20 protein-coding genes and 1 pseudogene are annotated in these 22,427 nt (G+C 69.6%); 11 read left to right on the plus strand and 10 right to left on the minus strand.

The window, feature by feature from the left end:
• The 5 genes from QE410_RS05765 to QE410_RS05785 are packed head-to-tail and all read right to left on the minus strand — an operon-like array spanning position 1 to position 3,967.
• On the minus strand, positions 1-126 hold the full coding sequence (locus tag QE410_RS05765) for a hypothetical protein (protein WP_307329116.1): 126 nt from the start codon (positions 124-126) through the stop codon (positions 1-3).
• A 58-nt stretch (positions 127-184) separates the two neighbouring features.
• Complete coding sequence (locus QE410_RS05770) at positions 185-1,492, minus strand: MFS transporter (protein WP_307329119.1); 1,308 nt, start codon at positions 1,490-1,492, stop codon at positions 185-187.
• The gene (locus tag QE410_RS05775; protein WP_307329121.1) at positions 1,489-2,502 is read right to left on the minus strand and encodes a biotin-dependent carboxyltransferase family protein; all 1,014 of its coding nucleotides are present in this window, start codon (positions 2,500-2,502) and stop codon (positions 1,489-1,491) included. The genes QE410_RS05770 and QE410_RS05775 overlap by 4 nt, the downstream gene beginning before the upstream one ends.
• Positions 2,499-3,197 carry an allophanate hydrolase subunit 1 gene (locus QE410_RS05780; protein ID WP_307329123.1) on the minus strand — a complete coding sequence of 233 codons (699 nt, stop codon included), beginning with the start codon at positions 3,195-3,197 and terminating at the stop codon, positions 2,499-2,501. The genes QE410_RS05775 and QE410_RS05780 overlap by 4 nt, the downstream gene beginning before the upstream one ends.
• Positions 3,194-3,967: a LamB/YcsF family protein gene (locus QE410_RS05785; RefSeq protein WP_307329126.1), complete on the minus strand. Its 774-nt coding sequence runs from the start codon at positions 3,965-3,967 to the stop codon at positions 3,194-3,196. The genes QE410_RS05780 and QE410_RS05785 overlap by 4 nt, the downstream gene beginning before the upstream one ends.
• A 204-nt stretch (positions 3,968-4,171) precedes the next feature.
• On the opposite strand from QE410_RS05785, the gene QE410_RS05790 reads away from it, so the two are divergent.
• Together QE410_RS05790 and QE410_RS05795 are read left to right on the plus strand one after the other, a co-directional pair.
• Positions 4,172-4,771, plus strand: a complete 600-nt coding sequence (locus QE410_RS05790) for a TetR/AcrR family transcriptional regulator (RefSeq protein ID WP_307329129.1) — start codon at positions 4,172-4,174, stop codon at positions 4,769-4,771.
• 26 nt (positions 4,772-4,797) lie between these two features.
• A complete protein-coding gene (locus tag QE410_RS05795; RefSeq protein WP_307329131.1) occupies positions 4,798-5,415 on the plus strand; it encodes a 4-carboxy-4-hydroxy-2-oxoadipate aldolase/oxaloacetate decarboxylase in 618 nt (205 codons plus the stop codon).
• Between the two features lie 108 nt (positions 5,416-5,523).
• On the opposite strand, the gene QE410_RS05800 is transcribed toward QE410_RS05795, so the two are convergent.
• Entirely contained in the window at positions 5,524-7,110 is a 1,587-nt protein-coding gene (locus tag QE410_RS05800; protein ID WP_307329134.1) for an FAD-dependent monooxygenase, read from the minus strand.
• 55 nt (positions 7,111-7,165) lie between these two features.
• Positions 7,166-7,564: a hypothetical protein gene (locus QE410_RS05805; RefSeq protein ID WP_307329137.1), complete on the minus strand. Its 399-nt coding sequence runs from the start codon at positions 7,562-7,564 to the stop codon at positions 7,166-7,168.
• A 264-nt stretch (positions 7,565-7,828) separates the two neighbouring features.
• On the opposite strand from QE410_RS05805, the pseudogene QE410_RS17110 reads away from it, so the two are divergent.
• Positions 7,829-8,449, plus strand: a pseudogene (locus QE410_RS17110) (GntR family transcriptional regulator); the annotation flags it as partial.
• Positions 8,450-8,550: 101 nt separating this feature from the next.
• Positions 8,551-9,330, plus strand: coding sequence for an SDR family oxidoreductase (locus QE410_RS05810; protein ID WP_307329140.1), 780 nt, complete (start codon positions 8,551-8,553; stop codon positions 9,328-9,330).
• Positions 9,331-9,428: 98 nt separating this feature from the next.
• On the opposite strand, the gene QE410_RS05815 is transcribed toward QE410_RS05810, so the two are convergent.
• From QE410_RS05815 to QE410_RS05825, 3 genes are read right to left on the minus strand one after another with little or no spacing between them, the layout of a single operon-like run.
• Positions 9,429-10,382 (minus strand): alpha/beta hydrolase, encoded by a 954-nt coding sequence (locus QE410_RS05815; protein ID WP_307329143.1) that lies wholly within the window; start codon positions 10,380-10,382, stop codon positions 9,429-9,431.
• Positions 10,379-12,382: an NAD(P)/FAD-dependent oxidoreductase gene (locus tag QE410_RS05820; protein WP_307329145.1), complete on the minus strand. Its 2,004-nt coding sequence runs from the start codon at positions 12,380-12,382 to the stop codon at positions 10,379-10,381. Before QE410_RS05820 ends, QE410_RS05815 begins: the two co-directional genes overlap by 4 nt.
• Positions 12,379-13,548, minus strand: a complete 1,170-nt coding sequence (locus tag QE410_RS05825) for an alcohol dehydrogenase catalytic domain-containing protein (protein ID WP_307329148.1) — start codon at positions 13,546-13,548, stop codon at positions 12,379-12,381. Before QE410_RS05825 ends, QE410_RS05820 begins: the two co-directional genes overlap by 4 nt.
• A gap of 227 nt (positions 13,549-13,775) precedes the next feature.
• Between QE410_RS05825 and QE410_RS05830 the strand changes: the two genes are divergently transcribed.
• The 7 genes from QE410_RS05830 (at position 13,776) to QE410_RS05860 (ending at position 22,360) form a co-directional block, all read left to right on the plus strand.
• A complete protein-coding gene (locus tag QE410_RS05830; RefSeq protein WP_307329151.1) occupies positions 13,776-15,494 on the plus strand; it encodes a helix-turn-helix domain-containing protein in 1,719 nt (572 codons plus the stop codon).
• A gap of 186 nt (positions 15,495-15,680) precedes the next feature.
• Positions 15,681-16,484: a cupin domain-containing protein gene (locus QE410_RS05835; protein WP_307329153.1), complete on the plus strand. Its 804-nt coding sequence runs from the start codon at positions 15,681-15,683 to the stop codon at positions 16,482-16,484.
• A 60-nt stretch (positions 16,485-16,544) separates the two neighbouring features.
• Positions 16,545-17,405, plus strand: a complete 861-nt coding sequence (locus QE410_RS05840) for a fumarylacetoacetate hydrolase family protein (protein WP_307329156.1) — start codon at positions 16,545-16,547, stop codon at positions 17,403-17,405.
• 66 nt (positions 17,406-17,471) lie between these two features.
• Positions 17,472-18,662 (plus strand): hypothetical protein, encoded by a 1,191-nt coding sequence (locus QE410_RS05845; RefSeq protein ID WP_307329158.1) that lies wholly within the window; start codon positions 17,472-17,474, stop codon positions 18,660-18,662.
• Positions 18,659-20,260, plus strand: coding sequence for a sugar ABC transporter ATP-binding protein (locus tag QE410_RS05850; RefSeq protein ID WP_307329160.1), 1,602 nt, complete (start codon positions 18,659-18,661; stop codon positions 20,258-20,260). The genes QE410_RS05845 and QE410_RS05850 overlap by 4 nt, the downstream gene beginning before the upstream one ends.
• Positions 20,257-21,276, plus strand: a complete 1,020-nt coding sequence (locus QE410_RS05855; protein WP_307329163.1) for an ABC transporter permease — start codon at positions 20,257-20,259, stop codon at positions 21,274-21,276. Before QE410_RS05850 ends, QE410_RS05855 begins: the two co-directional genes overlap by 4 nt.
• 52 nt (positions 21,277-21,328) lie before the next feature.
• Positions 21,329-22,360: a zinc-binding alcohol dehydrogenase family protein gene (locus tag QE410_RS05860; RefSeq protein WP_307329166.1), complete on the plus strand. Its 1,032-nt coding sequence runs from the start codon at positions 21,329-21,331 to the stop codon at positions 22,358-22,360.
• The last annotated feature ends 67 nt before the right edge of the window (positions 22,361-22,427 follow it).

Raw genomic sequence — 22,427 nt, forward strand, 5'->3', positions numbered from 1 at the left:
TCACTCCTGGGGGGAGAAGGTGTCGTCGTGTCGGGGCACGACGAGGGGCAGGGCATGGGTCTGGCAGGCGGGGGTGGCCGTGAGGCCGCACACCCAGCAGAACGAGCGGGCGGAGGGCGATGTCATCAGGAGTCCTCGATGCGGTTCTAGGGGGCGGAGGCCGCTTCCGACCTCCGCCCACCGGTCACTGGATGGGCTTTCGTGCTCCGTCCTTCATGAACAGCGCAGCGATGCCGCTGCCCACGGCGGTGAGCACGACGTAGTACGCCGGGATCGCCGTCTGCCCGGTCGCCGCGATCAGGCTGGTCATCACGAGCGGGGCCGCCCCGCCGAAGATGGCCGTGGCGATGTTGTAGCCCAGGGAGTACGCGGTTCCGCGCACGCGGGTGGGGAAGAGCTCCACGAGACACACCGCGATCAGGGCGGAGTGACCGGCGAAGCACAGGGCCATGAGCGCCGCGCCGAGGACGGCGAGTCCGAAGTCGCCCGTCGAGGCGAGGGCGTACCCGGGGATGGCGGCGATCGCCGAGGTGGCGGCGGCGGCGATCATGACCGGCTTGCGGCCGATGCGGTCGGACAGGCGGGCGAGCGACGGCATCGCGACGAGCATGACGACGATCGACAGCGAGGTGATGGCCAGGCCGTTGCCGGTCGTGAACCCGAACTCGCGCGTGAGGAAGCTCGGCATGTAGTTGAAGAGGATGTAGTAGCCGCTGCTGTTGAGCAGGGCCAACGCCACGGCGAAGAACACCTTGCGCAGGACGCTCTTGTCGCGGATGGTCTCGGCGAGCGGGTTGTGCGCCACGTCGTCGTTCTTCTTGGTCTCCAGGAACGCCACGGTGTCGTCGAGGCTGCGGCGGATCCAGAAGCCGAGCAGGCCGAGGGGCGCGGCGACGAGGAACGGCACGCGCCATGCCCACTCCTCGAGCGAGCCGGCGGGAAGGAAGGTCGCCAGCGCGACGCCGAGGCTGGTGCCGCACAGCATGGCCAGGTAGGAGCCCACCTGGGGAAGGGAGGTGAGGAAACCGCGGGACTGGTTCGGAGCGTTCTCGGCGACGAACGAGTAGGCGCTGGCCACCTCGCCGCCGGCGGAGAAGCCCTGGATGAGGCGCAGGAGCAGCAGGAGGATGGGTGCGGCCACCCCGATGACGGCGTAGCCGGGCAGCAGGCCGATGCCGACGGTCGCACCGGACATGAGGGTCAGGGAGAGGACGAGGGCGGGGCGGCGTCCGATGCGGTCGGCGATGGAGCCGATGACCAGTCCGCCGATCGGGCGGACCAGGAACGTCAGGGCGAAGATTCCCCACGTCATGATGATGCCCGCGGTGGGTGCGGTGGGCGGGAAGAAGACCAGCGCGAGGGTGCTGGCGAGGAATCCGTAGATGCCGTAGTCGAAGAACTCGACGAAGACGCCGGCGGAGCCTCCGAAGACGACCTTGCGGAGTTGCTTCTTGCTGAGCTGCGTCTGCGGTGCGGCAGAGGTGGTGGTCATGCGCTCGCTTTCTGTGCGGGTGAGAGGGTGGAGCAGGTTCGGGAACGGTCGAAGAGACCGCAGGCGTCGTACATCGCGGTGGCCCGCCGACGCAGATCGTTCAGCGACGTGTCGATGTCGGCGAGGCGACGCAGCGCGTCGGCGCGGTCGACGAGCCGCAGACGCACGTCGTCGCCTGGGCGGACCTGCGCGAGCAGGTGGTGCGAGGCGCGCGCGACGACGACGGCGACGGGATAGCCGGCGGTCATGGGGCGCCCACGCTGGAGGGCGATCAGCCCGCCCGCCGGGGGGATCTCCACCGCACCCAGCGGGACACCGCGCGACAGGATCTCGTGCGAGGCGATGCGCCGGAACGTCTGGCCTTCCAGACGCGTGCCGGCCTGGTCGCTGTCCGTGCCGACACTGAAGACGGTATGGGGCAGCGCATCGATCAGGCCGGGGAACTGCCCGGCCTCGGGACCCGCGAGAACATCCAGGGTCCACGTATGCGTGTGCTCCGGTGCCGGAGCGTTCAGACGGAAGAGGGGGAGGAAGGGCGGCAGGTTGACGTCGGCGTCGTCCACCTCGACCGAGTCGCCGGCGGCGAGTCGACGACCGCGCCCCAGCAAGGGGTCGACGGCGACACTTCCGCGGAACAGGTCGCCGCGCAGTGTTCCATGGACCGCGAGGTACGAATGAACGCCGGCCCTCGCCGGCTCGATGCGCACTTCGGCGCCGGGCCAGGTGAGTACAGGCGTGCGCAGGGGCAGCTCGACGCCGTCGATCGTGGCGGCGCCGACGGCACCGGTGACCGCGATGAGTGCCGTCGTCTGCGTGCGGACGCCGAGGGGAGTGAGGGACGTCTCGAGCACGGGTGCGCCGTCGGGGTTGCCGACGAGGATGTTCGCTGTGCGGGCGGACACCTGGTCGGCAGCGCCGTTCACCTGGATGCCGAGATGAGCAGACCCGAACCGACCGAGGTCGGTCACGGCGGCACGGGTGGCCTCGACGACGGTGAGATTCGCGGTCATTGCCGACTCCCGACGAACTCGGGCTTGGTCGCGGCGAACTCGGCGGCCGAGATCGGACGAAAACGCAGGACGTCGCCGGGCTGGATCGCGACGAACTCGGGTCGCTCAGGCGCGATGAGGCGCAGCGGGGTGCGACCGATCAGACGCCAGCCTCCGGGAGCGGGAATCGTGTAGAAGGTGCCCTGATGACCGGCGACGGCGAGGGAGCCGGCCGGGATACGGATACGCGGTTCGGGACGTCGGCGGATCGATGAGGCGAACGGCGACCCTTCGTGCAGCGGCGCGCCGCCGGGCGCTCCGTTGAACGCCACCCGCCAGGATGCCGAGGAGTGCTGGTCGACGAAGTCGTCGGGCGTCATGCCCAGTTCGTCGGCGACCGCGACCATGTCGGGCCCGGCGTCGCCGCCGTACAGGATCGGGATGACCCACTCGCGGCCGGGCGCCGCCCCACGGGCCGGAGCGGCGCTCTCCGCGAGCAGACGGGAGGTGAGCTCGGCGACATCCGTCCGGAGCGGGTCGAACTCCACCACCAGGGTGTCGAAAGTGGCGATGATCCCCTCCACACCGGGGGGAGTCGACGCGCGCAGCGAGGCGCCGAGCCGGTGGGCGGCCTCCCACCTCTGCGTGACGTGCGGTGCGTCGGATTCGACGAGGAGAGCTGAGTCCCCGAACGGCGTGACGCGGGTGGAGTTCACGGGTTCAGGACCTCCCGCAGCGGGGCGATGCGGGCTCCGCTCGCGCGGAGCGTGTCGCGGATGCGCAGGGCCAGGGACACCGCCCCCGGTGTGTCGCCGTGGAGGAGGATCGAATCGGCGTCGGCCGGGATGACGGTGCCGTCGACGGCCGTGATCGTGTCCGTCTCGACGAGCTGGGCGAGCCGGTCCAGGATCTGTTCCGGGTCGTGGAGGACGGCTCCGGGCCGGCGTCGCGAGACGAGCGTTCCGTCGGGTTCATACGCCCGATCCGCGAGGACCAGGCGGGCCACGGTCAGCCCGCGCGCGCGGGCGATGTCGACGATCACGCCGGGAGGAGTGACGATCGGCAGTGTCGGGTCGAACTTCTCGACCGCGTCCACGATGCCCGTCGCATAGGTCCGATCGGTCATGCTGAGGTTGCCGAGACGTCCGTGCGGCGTGACGTGTTCGAGGGGGACCTGCTCCGCTCGTGCGAAGGCCGAGATCGCGCCCAGCTGATAGAGCACGTCCTGGCGGACTTCGTCGGCGGTCATTTCGATCGTGCGCCGTCCGAACCCGCGACGGTCGTCGAACCCGGGGTGGGCTCCGACCGCGACGCCGAGATCGCGGCACCTCGACACCGTCGACTCCATCACCGCGGGGTCTCCGGCGTGGAAGCCGCAGGCGATGTTGGCGGACGTCAGCAGAGGAAGCAGCTCGGCGTCGTCGCCGAGTTCGTAGGGGCCGTACCCCTCGCCGACGTCGGCGATGAGGTCGATGGTGCGCGTCATCTCTGCTCCTAAAACACAAACGTTGTTGCATTTATGGTGTGACGGACGGAGGGCGGATGCAAGTGTGACGCGGGGAATTTCAGCGCTAGAAACACGAATGAAACATCCGCAGCTCTCGGTATGGGGCGATACGAGATGGTGAACCTCGTGCTTGAAGTGAGAGTTGTGTTAGTTTTTCTTCGCGCTTTGGAGAGAGGACCACCCGTGGCGAGAAGACCCCGCAAAGACGTCGTGCGAAACAACCGTGCGATCCTGCGCGCGACCGGTGAGCTTCTCCGCGATGATCCGACGGGCGTCAACATCCCCGCCGTCGCGGGCAGAGCGGGCCTGTCGGCGCCGACGGTGTATCGGTACTACGCCTCCACGGACGCCCTGCTGGGGCGTTACATGATCGAGGTCCTCGCGCAGCTCAGGGACTTCTCGCACGAATGCGAGGCCCCCGGCATCCATCTGTTCGCCCAGGTTTTGACCGAGTGGGGATCGATCATCGAGGTCTACGGGTCGGGGCTGGTGCAGTTGCGGTCGCGGCGCGGATATCTCGAGCGCTTGGACGCGCAGGACCCCCTGATCTCCACCACTCGGGAGGCGTGGGAGCGACCGCTGCGACGGCTGCTGAAGGCGGAGCAGATCGAGGAGGACCGCTTCGAGAGCGCCCTCTTCCTCCTCAACCTGATGTTCGACCCGCGCGATCTGCTCGACCTCTCCGCCCGCGGCCATGCCATGCCCGACGCGATCGAGCTGATGCGGATCGCCTATGTCGCCGCTCTGCGCGAGTGGCGTTCTCTCGACGCCGCGCGCGTCTGACCCTCCCCCCGACAGAAAGAGACCTCATGCCCGATCCCCGTTACACCGCCCTCGCGGCCCTCGGCGCGGCGACCGTCTACGAAGCCAACGGGCAGCGGGGCGCCATCGACCCCGCGATCAAGCCCCTGGACCCGACGTCGCGCGTCGCCGGACGAGCGGTGACCGTCCGCTTGGAGCCGGCGGACAACTGGTTCATCCACGTCGGTCTGCTCCACGCGGGTCCCGGCGACGTTCTCGTCGTCGACGCCGGGGGCTACGTCGAAGCCGGCCCGTGGGGCGACGTGCTCACTCTCGCGGCGCAACAGCGAGGCCTGGCGGCCCTGGTCATCGACGGTGCCGTTCGCGACAGTCAGGACATCGTCGCGGCGGGGTTCCCCGTCTTCACGCGCGGTGTGTGCATCCGCAAGACGACCAAGGTGCAGCGCGGAGACGTCGACATCCCGGTCACGATCGGGGGACAGCTCGTGCGTCCCGGCGACGCGATCCTCGGAGACGCCGACGGACTCGTCGTCGTCCCGGCCGCCGAACTCGATCAGGCCATCGCGAGCGGGCAGGAGCGCGAACGCAAGGAGAACGAGATGCGGCGGCGGATTCTCGAGGGCGCCACCACCCTCGACCTGCTCGGTCTGCCTCAGCCGAGCTAGCGCCCTCGATCGTCACCGCCGGTCGCGGGTGGAGCGCTTCGGGGGGAGCGAATCCTTCGCCGAGCGCTCCGAGCGTGATGCGGCGCACCACGGCGGTGCGAGTGCTCTTCACCGTGCGGGCGCGGGCTGCAGCAGGTCGGTCATCGCCGCGGTGATTCGAGAACTCTCGGCCGGTGAGCGGTAGCGGCCGACGATGTGAGCGTCGGGACGCACGAGCACGGCCCCGTCGGGGAGGAGCCCGAGCAGTTCGGGCCACCAGGCATCCTCTTCCGAGGCGGGCTCGACTTCGAAGACGCGCAATGCGGGTGTCGACCCGGCGAGAGCCGCCTCCCAGGTGACGCCGCTGCCGGGTGCGACCAGCAGGGAGAAGCCGTTGCGATCGATGAGCGAACGGACTCCTCCGCCGAGTGCGAGACGTACCGCCGGTACGTGGTCGCCGACTTCCGCCGTGGGCTCGTGGGTCAGGACCGTGATCTCCTTCCCCCCGCCGTAGCGGTAGCCCAGTTGCAGGCCGATGGTGTTGACGGCGGCCAGCTGGCGGTCGATCTTGTGCTGCAAGAGTTCGTCGTCGCGGTGCTCGTCGTACGTGAGCATGGCGGGGTACAGCTGCATGAGGTCGACGAGGTTGGCCAGGCTCTGGTCGCGGTTCTGCTCGCCCACCGGCCGTCGCTCGCTGTCGTAGGTGTCGAGCAGCGCGGGAGCAGCCCGGCCCTGCAGGACGGCGGAGAGTTTCCAGGTCAGATTGTCGGCATCGCCCAGCCCGGTGTTCAGGCCCAGACCCCCGGTGGGCGGGAAGCGGTGCGCGGCGTCGCCGACAAGGAAGGTCCGGCCGTCGGTGTAGCGCTCGGCCACCTCAGCGGCCACGGTCCACGAGGAGATGCCCCGGATCTGGAAGGGATGATCGGCTCCGATCGCTGCGCGGATGATTTCGACGGCGTCCGTCTCCGCCGTCTTGGGGTCCAGTGGGGCGCACAGGTACGCCCACGTGGAGGCGGCGTCGTAAGCGAGGAGCGTGCCCTCGGTGCGCGGATTCGCCACGAAATACAGCATCCCCTGGCGATCGTCCACGAGCTCGCGCAGGTCGGCTTCGAAGTGGATCGTCGCGCGGGCGTCGGGCGGCGGCGGGCCTTGCATGCGGATACCGAGGGACTCGCGGATGCCGCTGCCCGCCCCGTCTGCGGCGATCAGGTACGAGCTCCGGAGGCGATAGGGCCCGTCCGGACCGACGACCTCGGACACCACGGCGTCGTCATCGGTGAGGGAGCTGATCCACCGGTGCTCGGTCCGCAACGCGCGGGGTGCGACGGACCTGAGGCGCTCTCGGAGTTCGCGCTCGAGGAGGGGCTGCGCGATGTTGAGGCGCTCCGCGAACTGACCCCGCTCGGCGCCGGGCTCGTAGGGCCGCGAACCGAATGCCCGACCCGCGAGGGAGTCGACGTACCACGCCATGGTGTTGCGGGAGCGTGGCGGGGCGAGGGCCTCGAGGCGTTCCAGACGGACGCCGGCGGCGTCGAGGATCTCGAGCGAGCGGGGGCTGACGAGGTGCGCCTTGGGTGCGGCGAGCATCGACGGATAGCGTTCGAGCACGACCACGTCCAGCCCGGAGCGGATGAGCAGAAGGGCCGCGACGATGCCGACCGGTCCACCCCCGACGATGGTCACGGCGACTTTTTGATCTGCGGTGGGGACGGACACGGTGGACATTCCTTCGGTGGGGGTGCTGAGGGCGGTGAGTGGCTGCGCGGACGCCTCAGCCTTTGAGCTCGACGCGCAGCAGGCGGATCGGTGCGTCAGTCGGGTTCTCGACGTAGTGCAGGGCCTCGGACTCCTTCCACACCGCGGACATCGGCGCCAGAGGTCCGATTCCGTCGCGGGTGTCGAGGAGCACCTCTCCGGTGACTCCGTCGTGATCGATGAGATGCTGCCCCTCGAGCATGCAGACAAGGCTCGGCCAGCGGTGGTGGTGCGCGGGCTCGATCGAGTGGAGCGGTTGGAGCACCTCCAGCACGCGGATCCGCTCGTTCTCGAAAAGGAGACGGTGGTTATCGGGAGCGGCCGACAGCGCGTCCAGCTCGGGCGCCCAGGTGCTCGGGTCGGAACCGACGGGCTCCGGCACCGGGAGAGTCTCGGGCTTTCGATCCACGGTCATCGTGTTCTCCTTCTCGCGTCGGTGCGATCGCCGTCACGGGGCGGCGTCGTCAGGCTACCGAGGACAACATCGACAGTCAACCTAAATATCGATATTAAGGATGCCTGTCGTCCAGAGGGCTGACACGTACGGGGCCCGCGGTCGGGAAGAAACGAAGCACAATATCGAGATTGTGCTAAGTTCTCGAATATCTCGGCGAGCTCCGCGCGGCGGAGCGGCCCAGAGCGCACCGTGTCGTGCCGCGTCAGAATCGAGGGATCCAGAATGAGTGTGGCCAGGAGCGACAACGCCCGGTCGGGCGATCAAGGATCGGCCATCCCCACGCGAGGAGAACTGGCGTACGAGGTCATCCGCGAGGCGATCATCGCGGGGGAGTTCGAGCCGGGGATGCGCCTGCGACTGGGGGAGCTGACGAAGAGGTACGGGTTCGCGGCCGGCGTCCTGCGCGAAGCATTGCCCCGCCTGGTGGCTGAAGGTTTCCTGGAATCGCAGGCCCAGCTCGGGTTCCGCGTCGTGGAATTGACCCCGACCGACCTGATCCACCTGACCGAGGTCCGTCTGCTCATCGAGGCCGAGGCGCTGCGCCAAGCGATCCGTCACGGTGACAGCGCCTGGGAGGCCTCGATCGTGTCGAGTGCGTATCTGCTCGAGAAAGCGACGACCGCGTCCACGGCCGATGCGCTCGCGCCGGAATGGCTCACGGCGCACAGTCGCTTCCATGCCGCGCTTCTCGCGGCCTGCCCCAACACCCATCTCCGCGAACTCTCGAACCATCTCCGCGACCGCGGGGAGATCTTCCGAGCGTGGGGCCGGGGGGCCGGCACCCATCGCGACGTCGCCGCGGAGCACCGCGCCATCGCGGATGCCGTGCTCGCTCGTGACGAGGACGAGGCGGTGTGGCGCAGCTCGAGAGTCACATCCGACTCACCGCATCCGTGTACCTCGAGTCCGACCGCTCGCGGCTCGTCGAGGAGGACTGAGAAGTCATGCACCTGGGCATTTCGGGGCGGCGCGCGCTCGTCGCGGCATCCTCCGGCGGGCTGGGGCACGCTATCGCGGAGTCGCTCTGCCGCGAAGGGGTCGGTGTCGTCCTCAACGGGCGGAACGAGGAGCGTCTCGACGCCGCTGCGGCCCGGCTACGCGAACGGTATCCCGTGCAGGTCGAGGCGGTTCGGTCCGACCTCGATGAAGCGGACGGATGGCGTCGCCTGGTCGATGCGGGCGGCGACGTCGACATCCTCATCACCAACAACGGCGGCCCGGCGCCCGTCCCCTTCGCCTCGACGACACGGGTGCAGTGGGACCGAGCCATCCAGGCCCAATTCCTCAGCGCCATGGCCCTCATCCAGGCCTGCCTGCCCGGCATGCGTCAGCGTCGCTTCGGCCGGATCGTGAACATCACCTCCGCGATGGTCACGTCGCCCCGACCGATGATGACGCTGTCCACCGTGCCGCGGGCGGGACTCACGGCCCTGTCCAAGGCACTGTCGCGCGAGGTCGCCGGAGACAACGTGACCATCAACAACGTGCTCCCGGAGCGGATCGACACGGATCGCCAGAAGTACATGGTCGCCCAGCAGGCGGCGCACGAGAACCAGTCCGTCGAGGTGATGCGATCGCGCATCACCGCCGGCATCCCCGCGGGACGGTTCGGTCGTCCGGACGAGGTCGCCGACACCTGCGTCTTCCTGTGCAGCGAGCAGGCGGCCTTCATCACGGGCCAGAATCTCCACCTCGACGGTGGGGCCTACTCCGGGCTGGTGTAGCGCGACCGGTCGTGCAACGGGCCGCGCGACCGGCGGCGAATGAGCGCCGGTCGCGCGGCCCGCGGCGGTCAGCGGGCGACCGCCGAGCCGTGATCGGGTCACGCCCCTGTCAGCAGAACCCCTCGCACGAACCCGGCGGCGAACGCCAGCTCGGTCCGCGCTTCGGGAACGGCGGCGCCATTCGTCAGGAAGCCGTGCACGTGCGCGGGCATGTGACGTCGGACCACTCGCACCCCCTCGTCTTCGAGCCGATCACCGAGCGCCAGCCCTTCGTCGCGCAGCGGGTCGTGCCCGACGGTGAGCAGGAACGTCGGAGGACTCATCGCCAGGGAGCCGGCGCGCAGCGGCGACGCCCGCCAGTCGTCGGCGAGATCCGGTGAGGGCAGGTAGGAGCGTGTGAACCAGAGGCCGTCCGGGCCGGTGACCGGGTACCCGGACGCGATTTCGTGGAACGACGCCGTGTCGCAGTGCAGATCGGTCGCGGGATAGAAGAGGCACTGTGCGGCGATGCGCTCGCGGCCGGGCGCCCCGATCGACATGACCGCGGCGAGGCACGCCCCCGCACTGTCGCCGGCGAGCACGATGCGATCGGCGTCCACATCGAGTTCGGAAGCGGCCTCGACGACGGCTTCGATCACCGTCAGCGCGAAATCGGGAGCAGCGGGGAAGGGATGCTCGGGTGCCAGGGGGTAGTCCACGGCGATGACCGGCAACCCGCTCGCTCCGCTGAGCTCCTTGCAGACGCTGTCGTGGGTCTCGAGGTCGCCCATCACGAACCCTCCGCCGTGCAGGTACACGATCGGCGTCAGAGCGCGGCGGGCGCCGCGCGGGCGGTAGACGCGCGTTCGGCCGAGGTTCGCGAGATCGACGTCGCGCGCGTCGACGGGATACGTCGGCTCCCACGCGCCGCGCGCCGTGGAACGTCGGTACGCGGCGCGCGAGCCCTCGGCACCCGTCCGGGCGTAACCGGGCGCCCCACTGCGCGACCATGCCGCCATCGCCTCCGCCATCTGCGGCGTCAGCTCCGACATCAGCGTCGACGGGCCGCTCATCGGTCCCCGGCCGCCGTCCCGTTGAAGCGGAAGTCCTCGGCGATCGGCCCGCGAGTCATCTCGAAGTAGGCGCGCATGTCGTGCGGCCACGTCTGCGACGCGCGGCCCTTCTTGTTCAGATACCAGCCGCGCACGCCGGACCACGCCCGAAGGTCGTTGGCCGCGTCGATCTCGGCGATGAACCGGTCCAGCGCCTCCTGCGTCGGCTCGAGCGACCTCGCGCCGCTCTCCAGCAGCACCCGCACGCATTCCAGGGTGAAGTCGGCGGCGCACTCGGCCAGATACGTACCGCTGCCGTTCGCGGCGATGGCGGTGTTCGGCCCCGAGGTCAGGAAGAGGTTGGGGAACCGGGGCACCATGATCGTGTTGTAGGCCTTCGTGTCGCCGTTCCAGTAGTCGTGGATCTCGGTGCCGTCGCGACCGGTCACGTCGAGTCCGTACAGGTGCTCCTCCGCCCGGAATCCCGTGGCGTACACGATCGCATCGACCTCGTGGAGGGTGCCGTCGGCGGTCCGGATGCCGGTCGGCTCGATGCGGACGATGTCGCTGCCGACGAGCTCGACGTTCTCGCGCTGTAGCGTCTGCGCCCAGACCCCGTTGTCGCGCAGCATCCGCTTCGCCCCGGGCGGATAGGGCGGGATGACCTTCTCGATCAGGTCCGGCCGACGTGAGTACTGCGCCGTGATGTGACGGATGAGGGCTTGGCGCAGGTCCTGATTGATCGCGGACACGCTGCCGGGCGTCTGCCAGGCGGGGTCGCGGGTGACCGAGGGGAGCCGCCCCTCCGTCGCCTGCCACAGCTGCCACAGCCGGAACCAGTCGGCATAGCCGGGCACGTGTCGAAGCAGCCAGAGCATCCCCTCGGGGACGTCGGCGTAGTAGGCGGGCGTCGGCATTCCCCACGGGGCCGTCCGCTGGAAGAGCGTCATGTGACGCACGATGGGCGCGAGGGCCGGCCCGACCTGGAAGGCGCTCGCCCCCGACCCGATGACCGCGATACGTCGACCCGCGAACTCGATGTCGTCATCCCAGCGCGCCGTGTGCACCTGGGGTCCGGTGAAGGTCTCCCGCCCCTCCACATCCGGGATCTTCGGGGTGTTGAGCTGCCCGATCGTGGGGATGACGACATCCACCCGTACCGTCTGCTCGGAGCCGTCCGACGAACGCAGCAGCACCTCCCAGAGGTCAGCGGCGGCGTCGTAGGCCATCCGCACCACCTCGGTCTCGAAGCGGATGTGTCGGCGGAGGTCGAAGCGGTCGGTGACCTCCCTCAGGTAGTTCAGGATCTCCGGTTGCCGCGAGAACTGCTGCGGCCAGTCGCCCTTGCGGGCGAAGGAGTAACTGTAGGCGTAGTTGTTCGTGTCCAGACGGCATCCGGGGTACCGGTTGTTCCACCAGGTCCCGCCGACCTCGCTCTCCTTCTCGACCGCGATCACGTCCACGCCGGCCTGGGCGAATCGATGCAGCAGAGCGATTCCGGACACGCCGACGCCGATGACGAGTGCGGTGAAGGCGCGGTCGGGTGCGACGGTGGACTTGTGCCACCGGGGTGCTCCCGGGTCCTCGTTCTCGACCTCTCGGAGCAGGTAGCCGCGATACGCGTCGATGTCCTTCGCGATCACGAACCTCATCGCCCTGTCGAGTTCCTCGGCGGATGGGGGGCCGGACGGGCCGGGCGTATCGCGCAGGGTTCGCAGACCGCGCAGGGCCAGTCGGCGTGCCTCCGCCTGCTGGGCTTCGTCCCACCCGCCGTGCGGCAGGGGCACCCAGTTCTCGCCCTTCGTGTGCGGGGGCGTGAGGTGAGAGGGGATGAGGTCGGCGTCGTGCGTCGCCAGGGCGAGCGCGATCAGCAACGCGGGCAGTTCCGCGTGCGCGACGAACGCCTCGAGCTCGGCGTCGGTGGCATCGATCGGGTCGATGCGGGTGAACGGGTACCGGGCGTCGACCGGCGGGCTTGAGGGGAGGTCGCCGGTCGGGGCCGTGGGGGTGGTGGTGGTCATGATGCGCTTTCTTGGCGGGGGTGAGCCGTCGTCGGGGTGGCGAGCGGGGGAACGAGGTGGTCGAGAACGATGACCTGGCGCAGAGCGCGACCCTCGCGCAGCGAGTCCATCGCCTCGTTGATCTGGGAGAGCGGGATGCGGGAGGAGATCAGCCGTTCCACCGGCAGTCGCCCCTCGCGCCAGAGGCGCTCGAAGAACGGGATGTCTCGCGACGGCACGGCGTTGCCCAGGTAGCTCCCGGTGATCCGACGTGCCTCCGCGGTGAGGACGAGCGGGCTGATGAGCGAACGCTCGGACGGGTCGGGCAGTCCGACCGTGACGGTGTTGCCCCCGGGCGCCGTCAGTTCGAAGGCGGTGTCGAAGGCGCGAGCCCGGCCGGCCGCCTCGATCACGATGTCGAACCGTTCGCCCTGGCCCACGGCCTCGTCGGGGGTCGATGCGGCCGTCGCCCCGAGGGTCAGAGCGAGGGCGAGTTTGTCGGATGCGGTGTCGACCGCCACGACACGGCGGACCCCGAGGGCGGCGGCCGTCATGACGGCCGCCATACCGACGCCGCCGAGCCCCACGACGGCGATGGTGTCCGTGGGGGCGGGGGCTGCGGCGTTCACGACGGCGCCGCCCCCGGTGAGGACCGCGCACCCGAGCATGGCCGCCACCTCGAACGGCACGTCGTCGTCGATGCGCACGACAGAACTCCGGTGCACCACGGCATGCGTGGCGAACCCGGATACGCCCAGGTGATGATCGAGCGGGTGGCCATCGCGATGCAGCCGGCGCTCGCCGGAGAGCAGGCGACCCTCGCCGTTCGCGACCGAGCCGGGGATGCAGGGGCGACCGGAGTCCGCCAGACACGCCTCGCACGTCCCGCACCGCGGAAGGAAGACCAGGACGACGTGGTCCCCTTGCGCCACGTCTTCGACACGGTGTCCGACGGAGACCACGGTGCCCGCGCTCTCGTGCCCGAGCACGAGGGGAGTGCGCCGCGGGCGGGAGCCGTCGACGGTGGAGAGGTCGGAGTGGCACACGCTGGCGGCGGCGATCCGTACGAGAACCTCCTCCGGCCCCGGCGGATCCAGTTCGAGGTCGGACACCGTGATCGGCGTGGATCGCGCGTACGGTGCGGGTGCTCCCGAGCGCTCGAGCACCGCCCCGATGACGGCGGTCATCGGGGGGTCTTCCGGGACGAACACGTGGTGCGTCGGGGTGGCGCGGACGGGCACCGCGCGGTCGTGGGCAGACCGATCGACATGATTCTCCTTCGAATTCCGGCGGTACGCGGGGTCCGAACACTCCCCGACGAACCTGTCGTTCGCCCCACTATCGGTGACGCATCGTCGCTCACCCATGTCAAAATCTCCATAAAACAGCCCCCTGCAGGGAGGATTCTCCATCCATGAGCGCTTCCGTCGAGAAGAGCGAGACGATCGCCCGCGAGCTGATCGAGTCCGTCGACGTCTTCGCGGGGGCTCAGGATGCCGGTGCCCTGCGCGCCCAGATCCTGCATCGTGCCCGCGTCCTCGTGCCGTCGGACGCGGCCCTGCTCGTCAGCAGGCGAGACGGAGCGGATGGGACGAGCACCGTCCTGGCGGAGGGGCTTCACGGACGGACGGTGGCCCGGCTGGAAGCGGTGCTGGCCGACCCCGCCTTCGCACCAGGTCTGCCCTCGTTCGCCCTGCCGTGGGATGAGGCCGTCCGGGGGGACGAGGATGCCGAGATCACGGCTGCCGTCGCCGCGGACGGGATGACATCGGTCCTGGGTGCGCCCCTGGAGGGGGCGGATGGTCGGGAGGGGATGCTCCTGCTCGCCCGCCGGTCCAGCTCGGGCTTCGATCGCGAGGAGGCCGATGCGCTCGAGATGCTCGCGCGCTGTGCCGCTGCGCTGCACCGCCGCGCCCGCATCGCCCAGTCCGAGCGAGAGCGCCTGGTCGCCCTCGAGCAGAGCTCGGCCGAGGCGGTCGCGCGTCTGAGCGGTCTGCGGGAGCTCGTCGCGATGGAGCAGGACCTCCTCGCGGCGATCCTCCCGTCCGTGCGCCAGGATGCCTTCGCCGAGCGCGTCAGTCGGACGCTCGGATTCCACGTCGACGTCGTGGACGCGGGGGTCCCGCTGTGGGACCAGCCGCTGGAGGCCGATCTGGTCGAAGTCGTGTCCCGACAGCTCCACGTCGGACAGTCGACGCTCGAGCCGACGGCCGTGGGGACGACCGTCGACGGTCGCGCCGTCGTGTGGATGGCGGTGGGCGTGCAGGGCGAGCTCCTCGGCGGCGTCGCGACGTCCGAGGTGCTGAGCGAAAGAGACCGGCAGCGGCTGCGTCACGCTCGAGCGGCCGTATCGGCCTACTTGGCGTGGATGCGTTCCCTTCGCGAACTGCAATTCCGCGAGCAGGTGGAGCTCGTGGAGGAACTGCTGTCGGCCGACCACGGAGCGGACTCCTCGCTTCTGAGTGCGCGGCTCGCCGATCACGGGTTGACCTCCCCGCCGTTCTCGGTGGTCGTGGCGGCCGTCGACCCCGCCCACCGCACCGAGGGCGTCAAGGCGCTCTCGCGCGCCATCCGCCCCAGCGTCAGTGCTGTTCACGGGGGCAGCCTGTGCGTCATCGGTCGTGCGGAGCCCTCGCTCGCTCTGGCCGAGCGGGTGCGCCGGGTGCTGGCCGATCACGGGATCCCCGCCGCGGTGGGGTGCGATGGTCCCTCCGTCTCCCCACTCGGCATCCGCGCCAACTACGACGTCGCCCGCTCGATCGTCGGGACGCTGGTGGCCACGGGCCGCACCGACCAGGCGGGCGACCGCTTCACGGTCGGTGCCCTCGGCTTGTTGATCAGTCACGGTGGGGCGGAGAGCTCGCGGATCCTGGTGCAGCGCATGATCGGCGCCGTTCTCGCTCACGACGCGGATCGGGGCACGCCCTTGGCATCGACGGCGCTGGTATACCTCGACGCCAACCAGAGCGTTCGCGCCAGCGCCCGCGAACTCCGGGTGCACGAGAACACCGTGCGGCAGCGATTGGAGCGAATCGATCAGCTGCTGACGGATGCCTGGCGCGTGGGCCCGCGCGCGTTGGACCACCACGTGGCGTTCCGTCTGTGGTCCACCCTCGAACACTTGCCGGACTGAGCCGCGATATCGACGGGTATATGGAATATCGATATTCTTCTTGACTGTCGACGTTCTGCTGTTTACGCTCGCGAAAGCGGGTGCACCGATGCGCCCCGAGGTACGCGGCACGAGCCGGCGACCGCGAGGAGATCACATGGGCGTGACGACGACATCCCCCCGACCGCACCGTGATGGCGGGTCGCCGTGTCGGATCCCGTGAACCGTTACCTGCGCCGCTTCGAGCCGTCGCGACTCGATCGCGACGCGTTCGACTACCAGGTTCTCGCCGACCTGGAGAGCTGCCTGCTCGTCGGATGCCGGGCGCCCGGCGCATCGCGGGGCTACCCGCGGCACCGTCATCCCCAGAGCGATCAGATCTACTACGTGTTGCGCGGGCGGATGGTGCTCGAAGCGGAGGGCGTGAAGTACTCGGTGGAGCCGGGCACCGCCGTGGTGATCCCGGCCGGCACGGCACACCAGAACAGGTATCCGGAGGCGAGTGAGGAACTCCATCTCGATCTCCTGGTGCCTCCGCCCGAACGCGGCCACCCGCTGGCAGAGCCCGCGCCGGAGGGCGCGGCATCCCTCGCACCGCCGGACCGGGGCCTCGTCATCCGCACGGTGGCGGAGTCGACGCCCTCTCACCCGGTCCCCGGTTTCACCGCCCGGCCCCTGCTGACGCCGGGACTCGGCTCACCGGAGCTCATCCTGGTCGACGCCTCCGTCGACGCGGAGGAGGGAGCGGGCGTGCCTTGGCACATCCACCCGGTCGATCAGCTCTACTTCCTCCTGGAAGGACGACTGCACGTCGAAGTGGCCGACGTCATGTTCGTGGCCGAACCCTTCGACCTCGTCGTCCTGCCCGCGGGCGTCCCGCACCGCAATTGGAACCCCGGCCCGGGCGTGGAGCGCCACCTCGCGGTCCTCGTTCCCGCCGTCGGGCTCGGACGGGACCTCGACACGTTCGTCGACTTCTCTCTCCGGGACGAGCGCATCCGCGTCCTCTAGGACTGTGAAACCCCGCGTGCGCTCTCCCGACTCGACACTCGATCAGAAAGACCAACGACCATGATCTTCGGCAATCTCTCCGGCCGTTCGACCCTCTTCTCCGACGCCCTCGCCTACGACGTCGCCACGCTCAGCGGCGGTTCCTTCAGCGATGATCCGATGCGGGTCCTCGCCGTCTGGGACCACTTCCGCGACTGGGCGTCCCGGGCGACGCTGACGGGCGGTCGCGCGTTCGCCGAGGCCGATCTGGGTGCGCCCGCCCCGCGCCCCGGGCAGATCTTCGCGATCGGGCTGAACTATCGCGACCACGCCGCCGAGGCGGGCCTTCCCCTGCCGGGCGACCTCACCGTCTTCACCAAGTTCTCCTCCTCGCTCACCGGTCCCGTCTCCGAAGTGACCCTGTCCGGCTCCTCCGTCGACTGGGAAGCCGAACTGGTCGTCGTCCTGGGCCGGACGGCGCGCCGGGTCTCGGCGGAAGAAGCCTGGTCGTACGTCGCCGGCCTGATGGTCGGTCAGGACCTCTCCGACCGGGTCGTGCAGACGGCCGGTCCGGTCCCGCAGTTCAGCCTCGGCAAGTCCTTCGCCGGGTACAGCCCCGTCGGACCGTGGCTGGTCACCCCCGACGAGGTGTCCGATCCCGACGATCTGGCGATCGAGACCCGAGTCTCGGGTGTCATCGTGCAGAGCGGGCGAACCAGCGACATGGTGTTCGGGGTGTCCGAGGCGATCGCGCGACTCTCGCGCATCGTGACCCTGGAGCCGGGCGACCTCATCTTCACCGGAACCCCCGCGGGCGTCGGGATGAGCGCCAAGCCGCCCCGCTTCCTGCGCGACGGCGACACCCTCGAGACGACGATCCACGGCATCGGCTCTCTCCGTCAGTCCTTCGCCGCGGCCGGCGAGCCGGTCGAGGTCGCCTGAACAGCACGACAGCGTCGCCGCGGCGGCATCCGAACAACCCGCACCACCCGAACCGAAGGAGATGCAATGAAGCAGTCACCCCTCACCCCGCCGCGCTCCCGCGCGCTCACCCGCACCCTCGCGGCGCTCGCCGTCGCCGCGTGCGCCGCCTCGATGCTCTCCGCCTGCAGCGGCGCGGAGGCGGCACAGGAGGGATCGTCGGAGGACTTCGCCGCCGCCGTCTCGGCCGCGGCGGATCGCGTCGACAGCCTCAAAGGCCCGATCGACGAGGTCGCCCTCGATGCGCCGGCGCTGCCCGCGGGCGCGGCCGACCTGTCCGGCAAGACGATCATGGTCATTCCCCTGGCCACCACTATCTTCGCCAACGTCATCGACGCGATCGACGCCGCTCTCGCGCCGACGGGATCCGCTCTCACGGTGTGCGACGGTCAAGCCCAACCGACCGAGATCGTGAACTGCATGAACAACGCCGCAACCCTCGGAGTGGCCGGCGTCATCACCCTCGCCGTCTCGCCGGAGGTCGCCTCGACCGGGTACACAGCGCTGGAGAAGGCGGGGATTCCCACCCTGAGCGGGTGGCAGCCCGCCGAGGGGACCGCCGAGACGGACACCCTGCGCTTCGTGGATTCTTCGACGCCACTGCAGACGGCGCTCTCGAGCGCGGTCGACTACACGGTGTCGACGGCGACGTCCCCGCGCTCGACGATCTTCGTCCGTCTGGCGGACTCCGGTACGACCACGCGGATCAGCGACGACGTCGCGTCCTATTACGAGAAGGTCTGCCCCGGATGCGACCTCGTGCAGGTCGACACCACCAGCGCTCGCGTCTCGGACGCGGCCAGCGCCATCTCGGCGCAGCTCCTCGTCGACGACCAGGTCGACAGCATCTTCGCTTTCAACCTGGACACCCTCGGGACCTCGATCGTCGACGGGATCGGTTCAGCCGGCACCGTGAGCGCGGCGGACCTCGAGGCCGGGGGACAGGGCGGATCCATCCAGACCCTTCAACTCGTCTCGCAGGGCGCGCTGGACTACGTGGTCCTGCAATCCTCCGATTTCATGGGCTGGTCCATCAGCGACGCCTTCCTGCGGCTGTACACCGACCAGGCGGCCATCGAATACCCCACGGTGCAGCGTCTGTTCGACTCCGAGAACATCGGCGAGATCACCCTGGATGCGGCGCAGGCGTCGAGCTTCGACTGGTTCGGCACTCCCACGTTCCACGAGACGTTCCTCTCCTCGTGGGGGCTCGGATGACGTCGGTCGTCGACGCCGGGGGCGCCCCGGCCCTCGAGGCCGCGGGAGAGGAGCTGCTCCGTCTCGAGGGGATCACTGTCCTCTTCGGCGGGAGGGCTGCGCTGGACTCGGCCTCCCTGACGGTGCGGCGGGGCGAGGTGCACGCCATCGTCGGGCAGAACGGATCCGGCAAATCCACGCTTATCAAGGTGCTGGCCGGCATCCACACTCCGGCGCAGGGGCGGCTCGTCGTCGACGGTCAGCACCTCAGCCTGCCGCCCTCCTCCCATGACCTCATCCGCCATCGCGTGTCGTTCGTGCACCAGGATCTCGGACTCATCGACGCGCTCTCGGTCACCGACAACATCTGCATCGGCAAGCTCGAGCACAGCCGGATCCTGCGCTACATCGCCGACGCGCGCCAGGCGGTGAGCGCTCGCCGCGTGTTGGACGCGCTCGGTACTCCCCTCGACGAGAGCACGAAGGTCGCGACCTTGGCGCCCGCCGAGCGCACCATGGTGGCGATGGCGCGCGGCCTGCTGGTCCAGGGCGACAGGCCGGGGCTGATCGTGCTGGACGAGGCCACCCGGACACTGACCGAGGCCTCGGCCGAGCCGATCTACGCCGCGATCCGCTCGATCGTCGCGGCCGGTGGCGGGGTGCTCCTGATCAGCCACAACCTCGAGGAGGTCCTGGCCATCGCCGACAGGGTGACCGTCCTGCGCGACGGTCGCGTCGTCGCCGCGGGTGCGCCCGTGGAAGACCTGGACGAGCGCGAGATCGCACGCCTGATGCTCGGGCGCGACGTCAGTCCCGACTTCCTCCACTCCGCCGCGGCCCCCGCATCCACAGAGCCGCTCGTGAGAATCTCCGATGTGCGCGGGCGCCGTGTGCACGGCGTCGACCTCACCCTCGGCCGAGGTGAGATCGTCGGGATCACGGGGCTGGAGGGATCGGGCTTCGAGGACCTGCCGTACCTGGTCTCCGGTGCTCTGGAGGCATCGGGCGGAACGGTGTCGCTGCCGTCGCACCGGCTGGACGTGCGACGCACGAGCGTGCGGACGGCTTTGCGTGCGGGCGTGGTGGTGGTGCCCGAGGAGCGGCACCGCGACGGGATCGCGCTCTCGGAGAGCATCGAGGCCAATGTGTCGTTGCCCCGCATCGCGTCGCGCAGCAGACGGTGGTGGCTTGCGCGTGACTGGCAGCGTCGGGAGGCGCGGGAGGTCATCGAGAGGCTGGGTGTCTCGCCTCCCGATCCCCAGATGCTCGTCGGTCGGCTCAGCGGGGGGAATCAGCAGAAGGTCCTCGTCGGCAAATGGCTCCTCGACGACCCGACGCTGCTCTTCCTGCATGAACCGACGCAGGCCGTCGATGTCGGCGCCCGCATGGACATCCTGTCGGCCATCCGCGAGTTGACGACCTCCGAGGTCTCGATCGTCCTGGTGTCGCGCGAGGCCGGCGATCTGGCGGCGATCTGCGATCGCGTTCCCATCTTCCGCGACGGACGGATCGCCCGAGAACTGGTCACCAGCGACCCTGACGACATCATCGAAGCGGTCTACGGGACGCCCCGCGCTGCCCGAGGCCCGATCACGACCGTGGAAAGAGGTGGAGCATGACCTCCCGTATCGATGCCTCCGTGGCATCCCCCTCCCTGGTGACCCCGTCGAGGGCGCCCCGTAAGACCCGAACGGGTTCCCCGTTCTGGCAGCGTTATCTGCTGGTCGGACTGTGGCTGGCGCTGATCGTCGTGTTCGTCTCGATCAGTCCGGAGCGGTTCCTCTCCCTGCCCGTGGCGCTGAGCGTGTTCAGCTCCGCCGACGTGTACGTCTTCCTCGGGCTCGCCGTGCTCTTGACGTTCTACGTCGGCGAGATCGACCTCTCGGTGCCGTTCGTCTTCGGCCTGTCCGCCACGCTCGTTCCCTCTCTGTCGGGCCTCTACGGTGTCCCGCTCTGGCTCTCCATCGCCCTCGCCCTCGTGGCCTCTGTCGTCGTCGGGATCGTCAACGCCTTCTTCGTCCTGCGCATCGGCGTCGATCCGCTCGTGACGACTCTCGGAGTCGGGGCGGTCGTGCAAGGTCTCGCGCTCGTCGTCTCGAACGAGATGCCGCAAGCGGGCCTTCCGCCCGCGTTCACTGCTTTCGCCTCGACGCGCCTGCTCGGTCTGACCGTCACGTTCTGGTCGGGTCTGCTGCTCGCGATCCTCCTGGCCTACATCCTGTATCGGACTCCGCTCGGGCGTCGGATGACGTTCGTGGGCGCCAATCACGAGGTCGCGCGGCTCTCGGGGATCTCGGTGGATCGCGTGCGCGCGGGCAGCTACGTCTTCGGCTCGCTGATCGCTGGAATCGGCGGGGTGTTCGTGGTGGCACGGCTGGGCGGATTCGATGCGAGCAGCTCCACGAGCTACCTGATGCCGATGTTCGCCACGGTCTTCGCCAGTGCTGCCGTGATCACCCTGGGCCGCTTCAACCCGTTCGGTGTTCTCATCGGCGCCTACTTCATCTCCACGGGAACGCTCGGTCTGAAGGTGCTCGGGCTGACCGGATGGACCCAGCAGGTCTTCTACGGGGGCGCGCTGATCCTGGCCGTGTCGATGGTCACCCTGGTGCGCAAGAGGAGCGGCGGCGCATGACGACGGTGTCGCGGGTGCCGGGACCGGCATCCAGGATCGAAGGAGGACACGCATGACGACGACGAAGGACGCACGCTCCGCAGCGACGATGAGGGCGGTGCTGTTCGACCGGGTCGGGGAGGCGCGGACGGCGTTACGCGTCGTCGAACGACCGATCCCCGTCCCCGGCCCGGGCGAGGTGCTCGTGCGCATCGAGGCGGCGGGAGTCAACTACTCGGACACCGTGCGTCGGCGCGGTGAGCCGTATCCGACGAACCTGCGACCGCCCTACGTCCTCGGCGGTGAGGCCGTCGGAGAGGTCGTCGCGCATGGCGATCGTGCGACGGCGGAATGGGACGGACGCCGGGTGTTCGTGTGGCCTGACTCGGGCTGCTACGCCGAGTACGTCGTCGCCGCCGTGTCGGAGATCGCGGAGGTACCCACGGACCTGCCGGCAACCACCCTGCTCGCCCTCGGGATCCAGGGGATGACGGCGTGGGGTGCTCTGACGGACGCGGGGCGACTCGCCCCCGGCGACCGGGTCCTCGTGTGGGGGGCGGCGGGAGGCGTGGGCACCATGGCGGTGCAACTGGCGCAGATCCTGGGAGCCGGCGCCGTCCTCGGCGCGGCGAGCAGCGAATCCCGTCGGTCCGAGGTCGCCCGCTCCGGCGGCATCCCCGTCGATCCGGCGAGCCCCGACTGGGTCCGCGCGGTGCGTGAGGCGACCGAGGGCAACGGGGTAGACGTCGTCCTGCAGGTGGCGGCCGGGCGGAGCTTCCGTCAGTCGCTCGATGTGCTCGCATACGGCGGACGCATCGTCATCGTCGGAGCGATTCCCGACGAGGACGGGGATACCGATCTCACGGTCGCAGCGCCCCGGATGATCGCGGGAGGCGTGGGCGTTCGCGGCTACTTCCTCGGCCACCACCTCGCCGAGCCCGGTTTCGCCGACTCCGCGATGGCCCGACTGGCCGACCTCGTCCGCGGCGGGCGGTTGCGCGTCGCTGCGTCCGACGAGTTCGGCCTCGCCGAGGCCGCCGCCGCTCACGAGGCTCTCGAGCAGCGCAGCCGCGTGGGAAAGGTCGTCCTGCGCGTCAGCGGATGAGCGGGCGTTCCGGGTTCGCCGGCTGAGGGGCAGTGAAGGCGTCGCGTTCCTCGGCCCCACGACCGCG

Source organism: Microbacterium sp. SORGH_AS_1204, assembly GCF_030818935.1.
GTDB lineage: Bacteria > Actinomycetota > Actinomycetes > Actinomycetales > Microbacteriaceae > Microbacterium.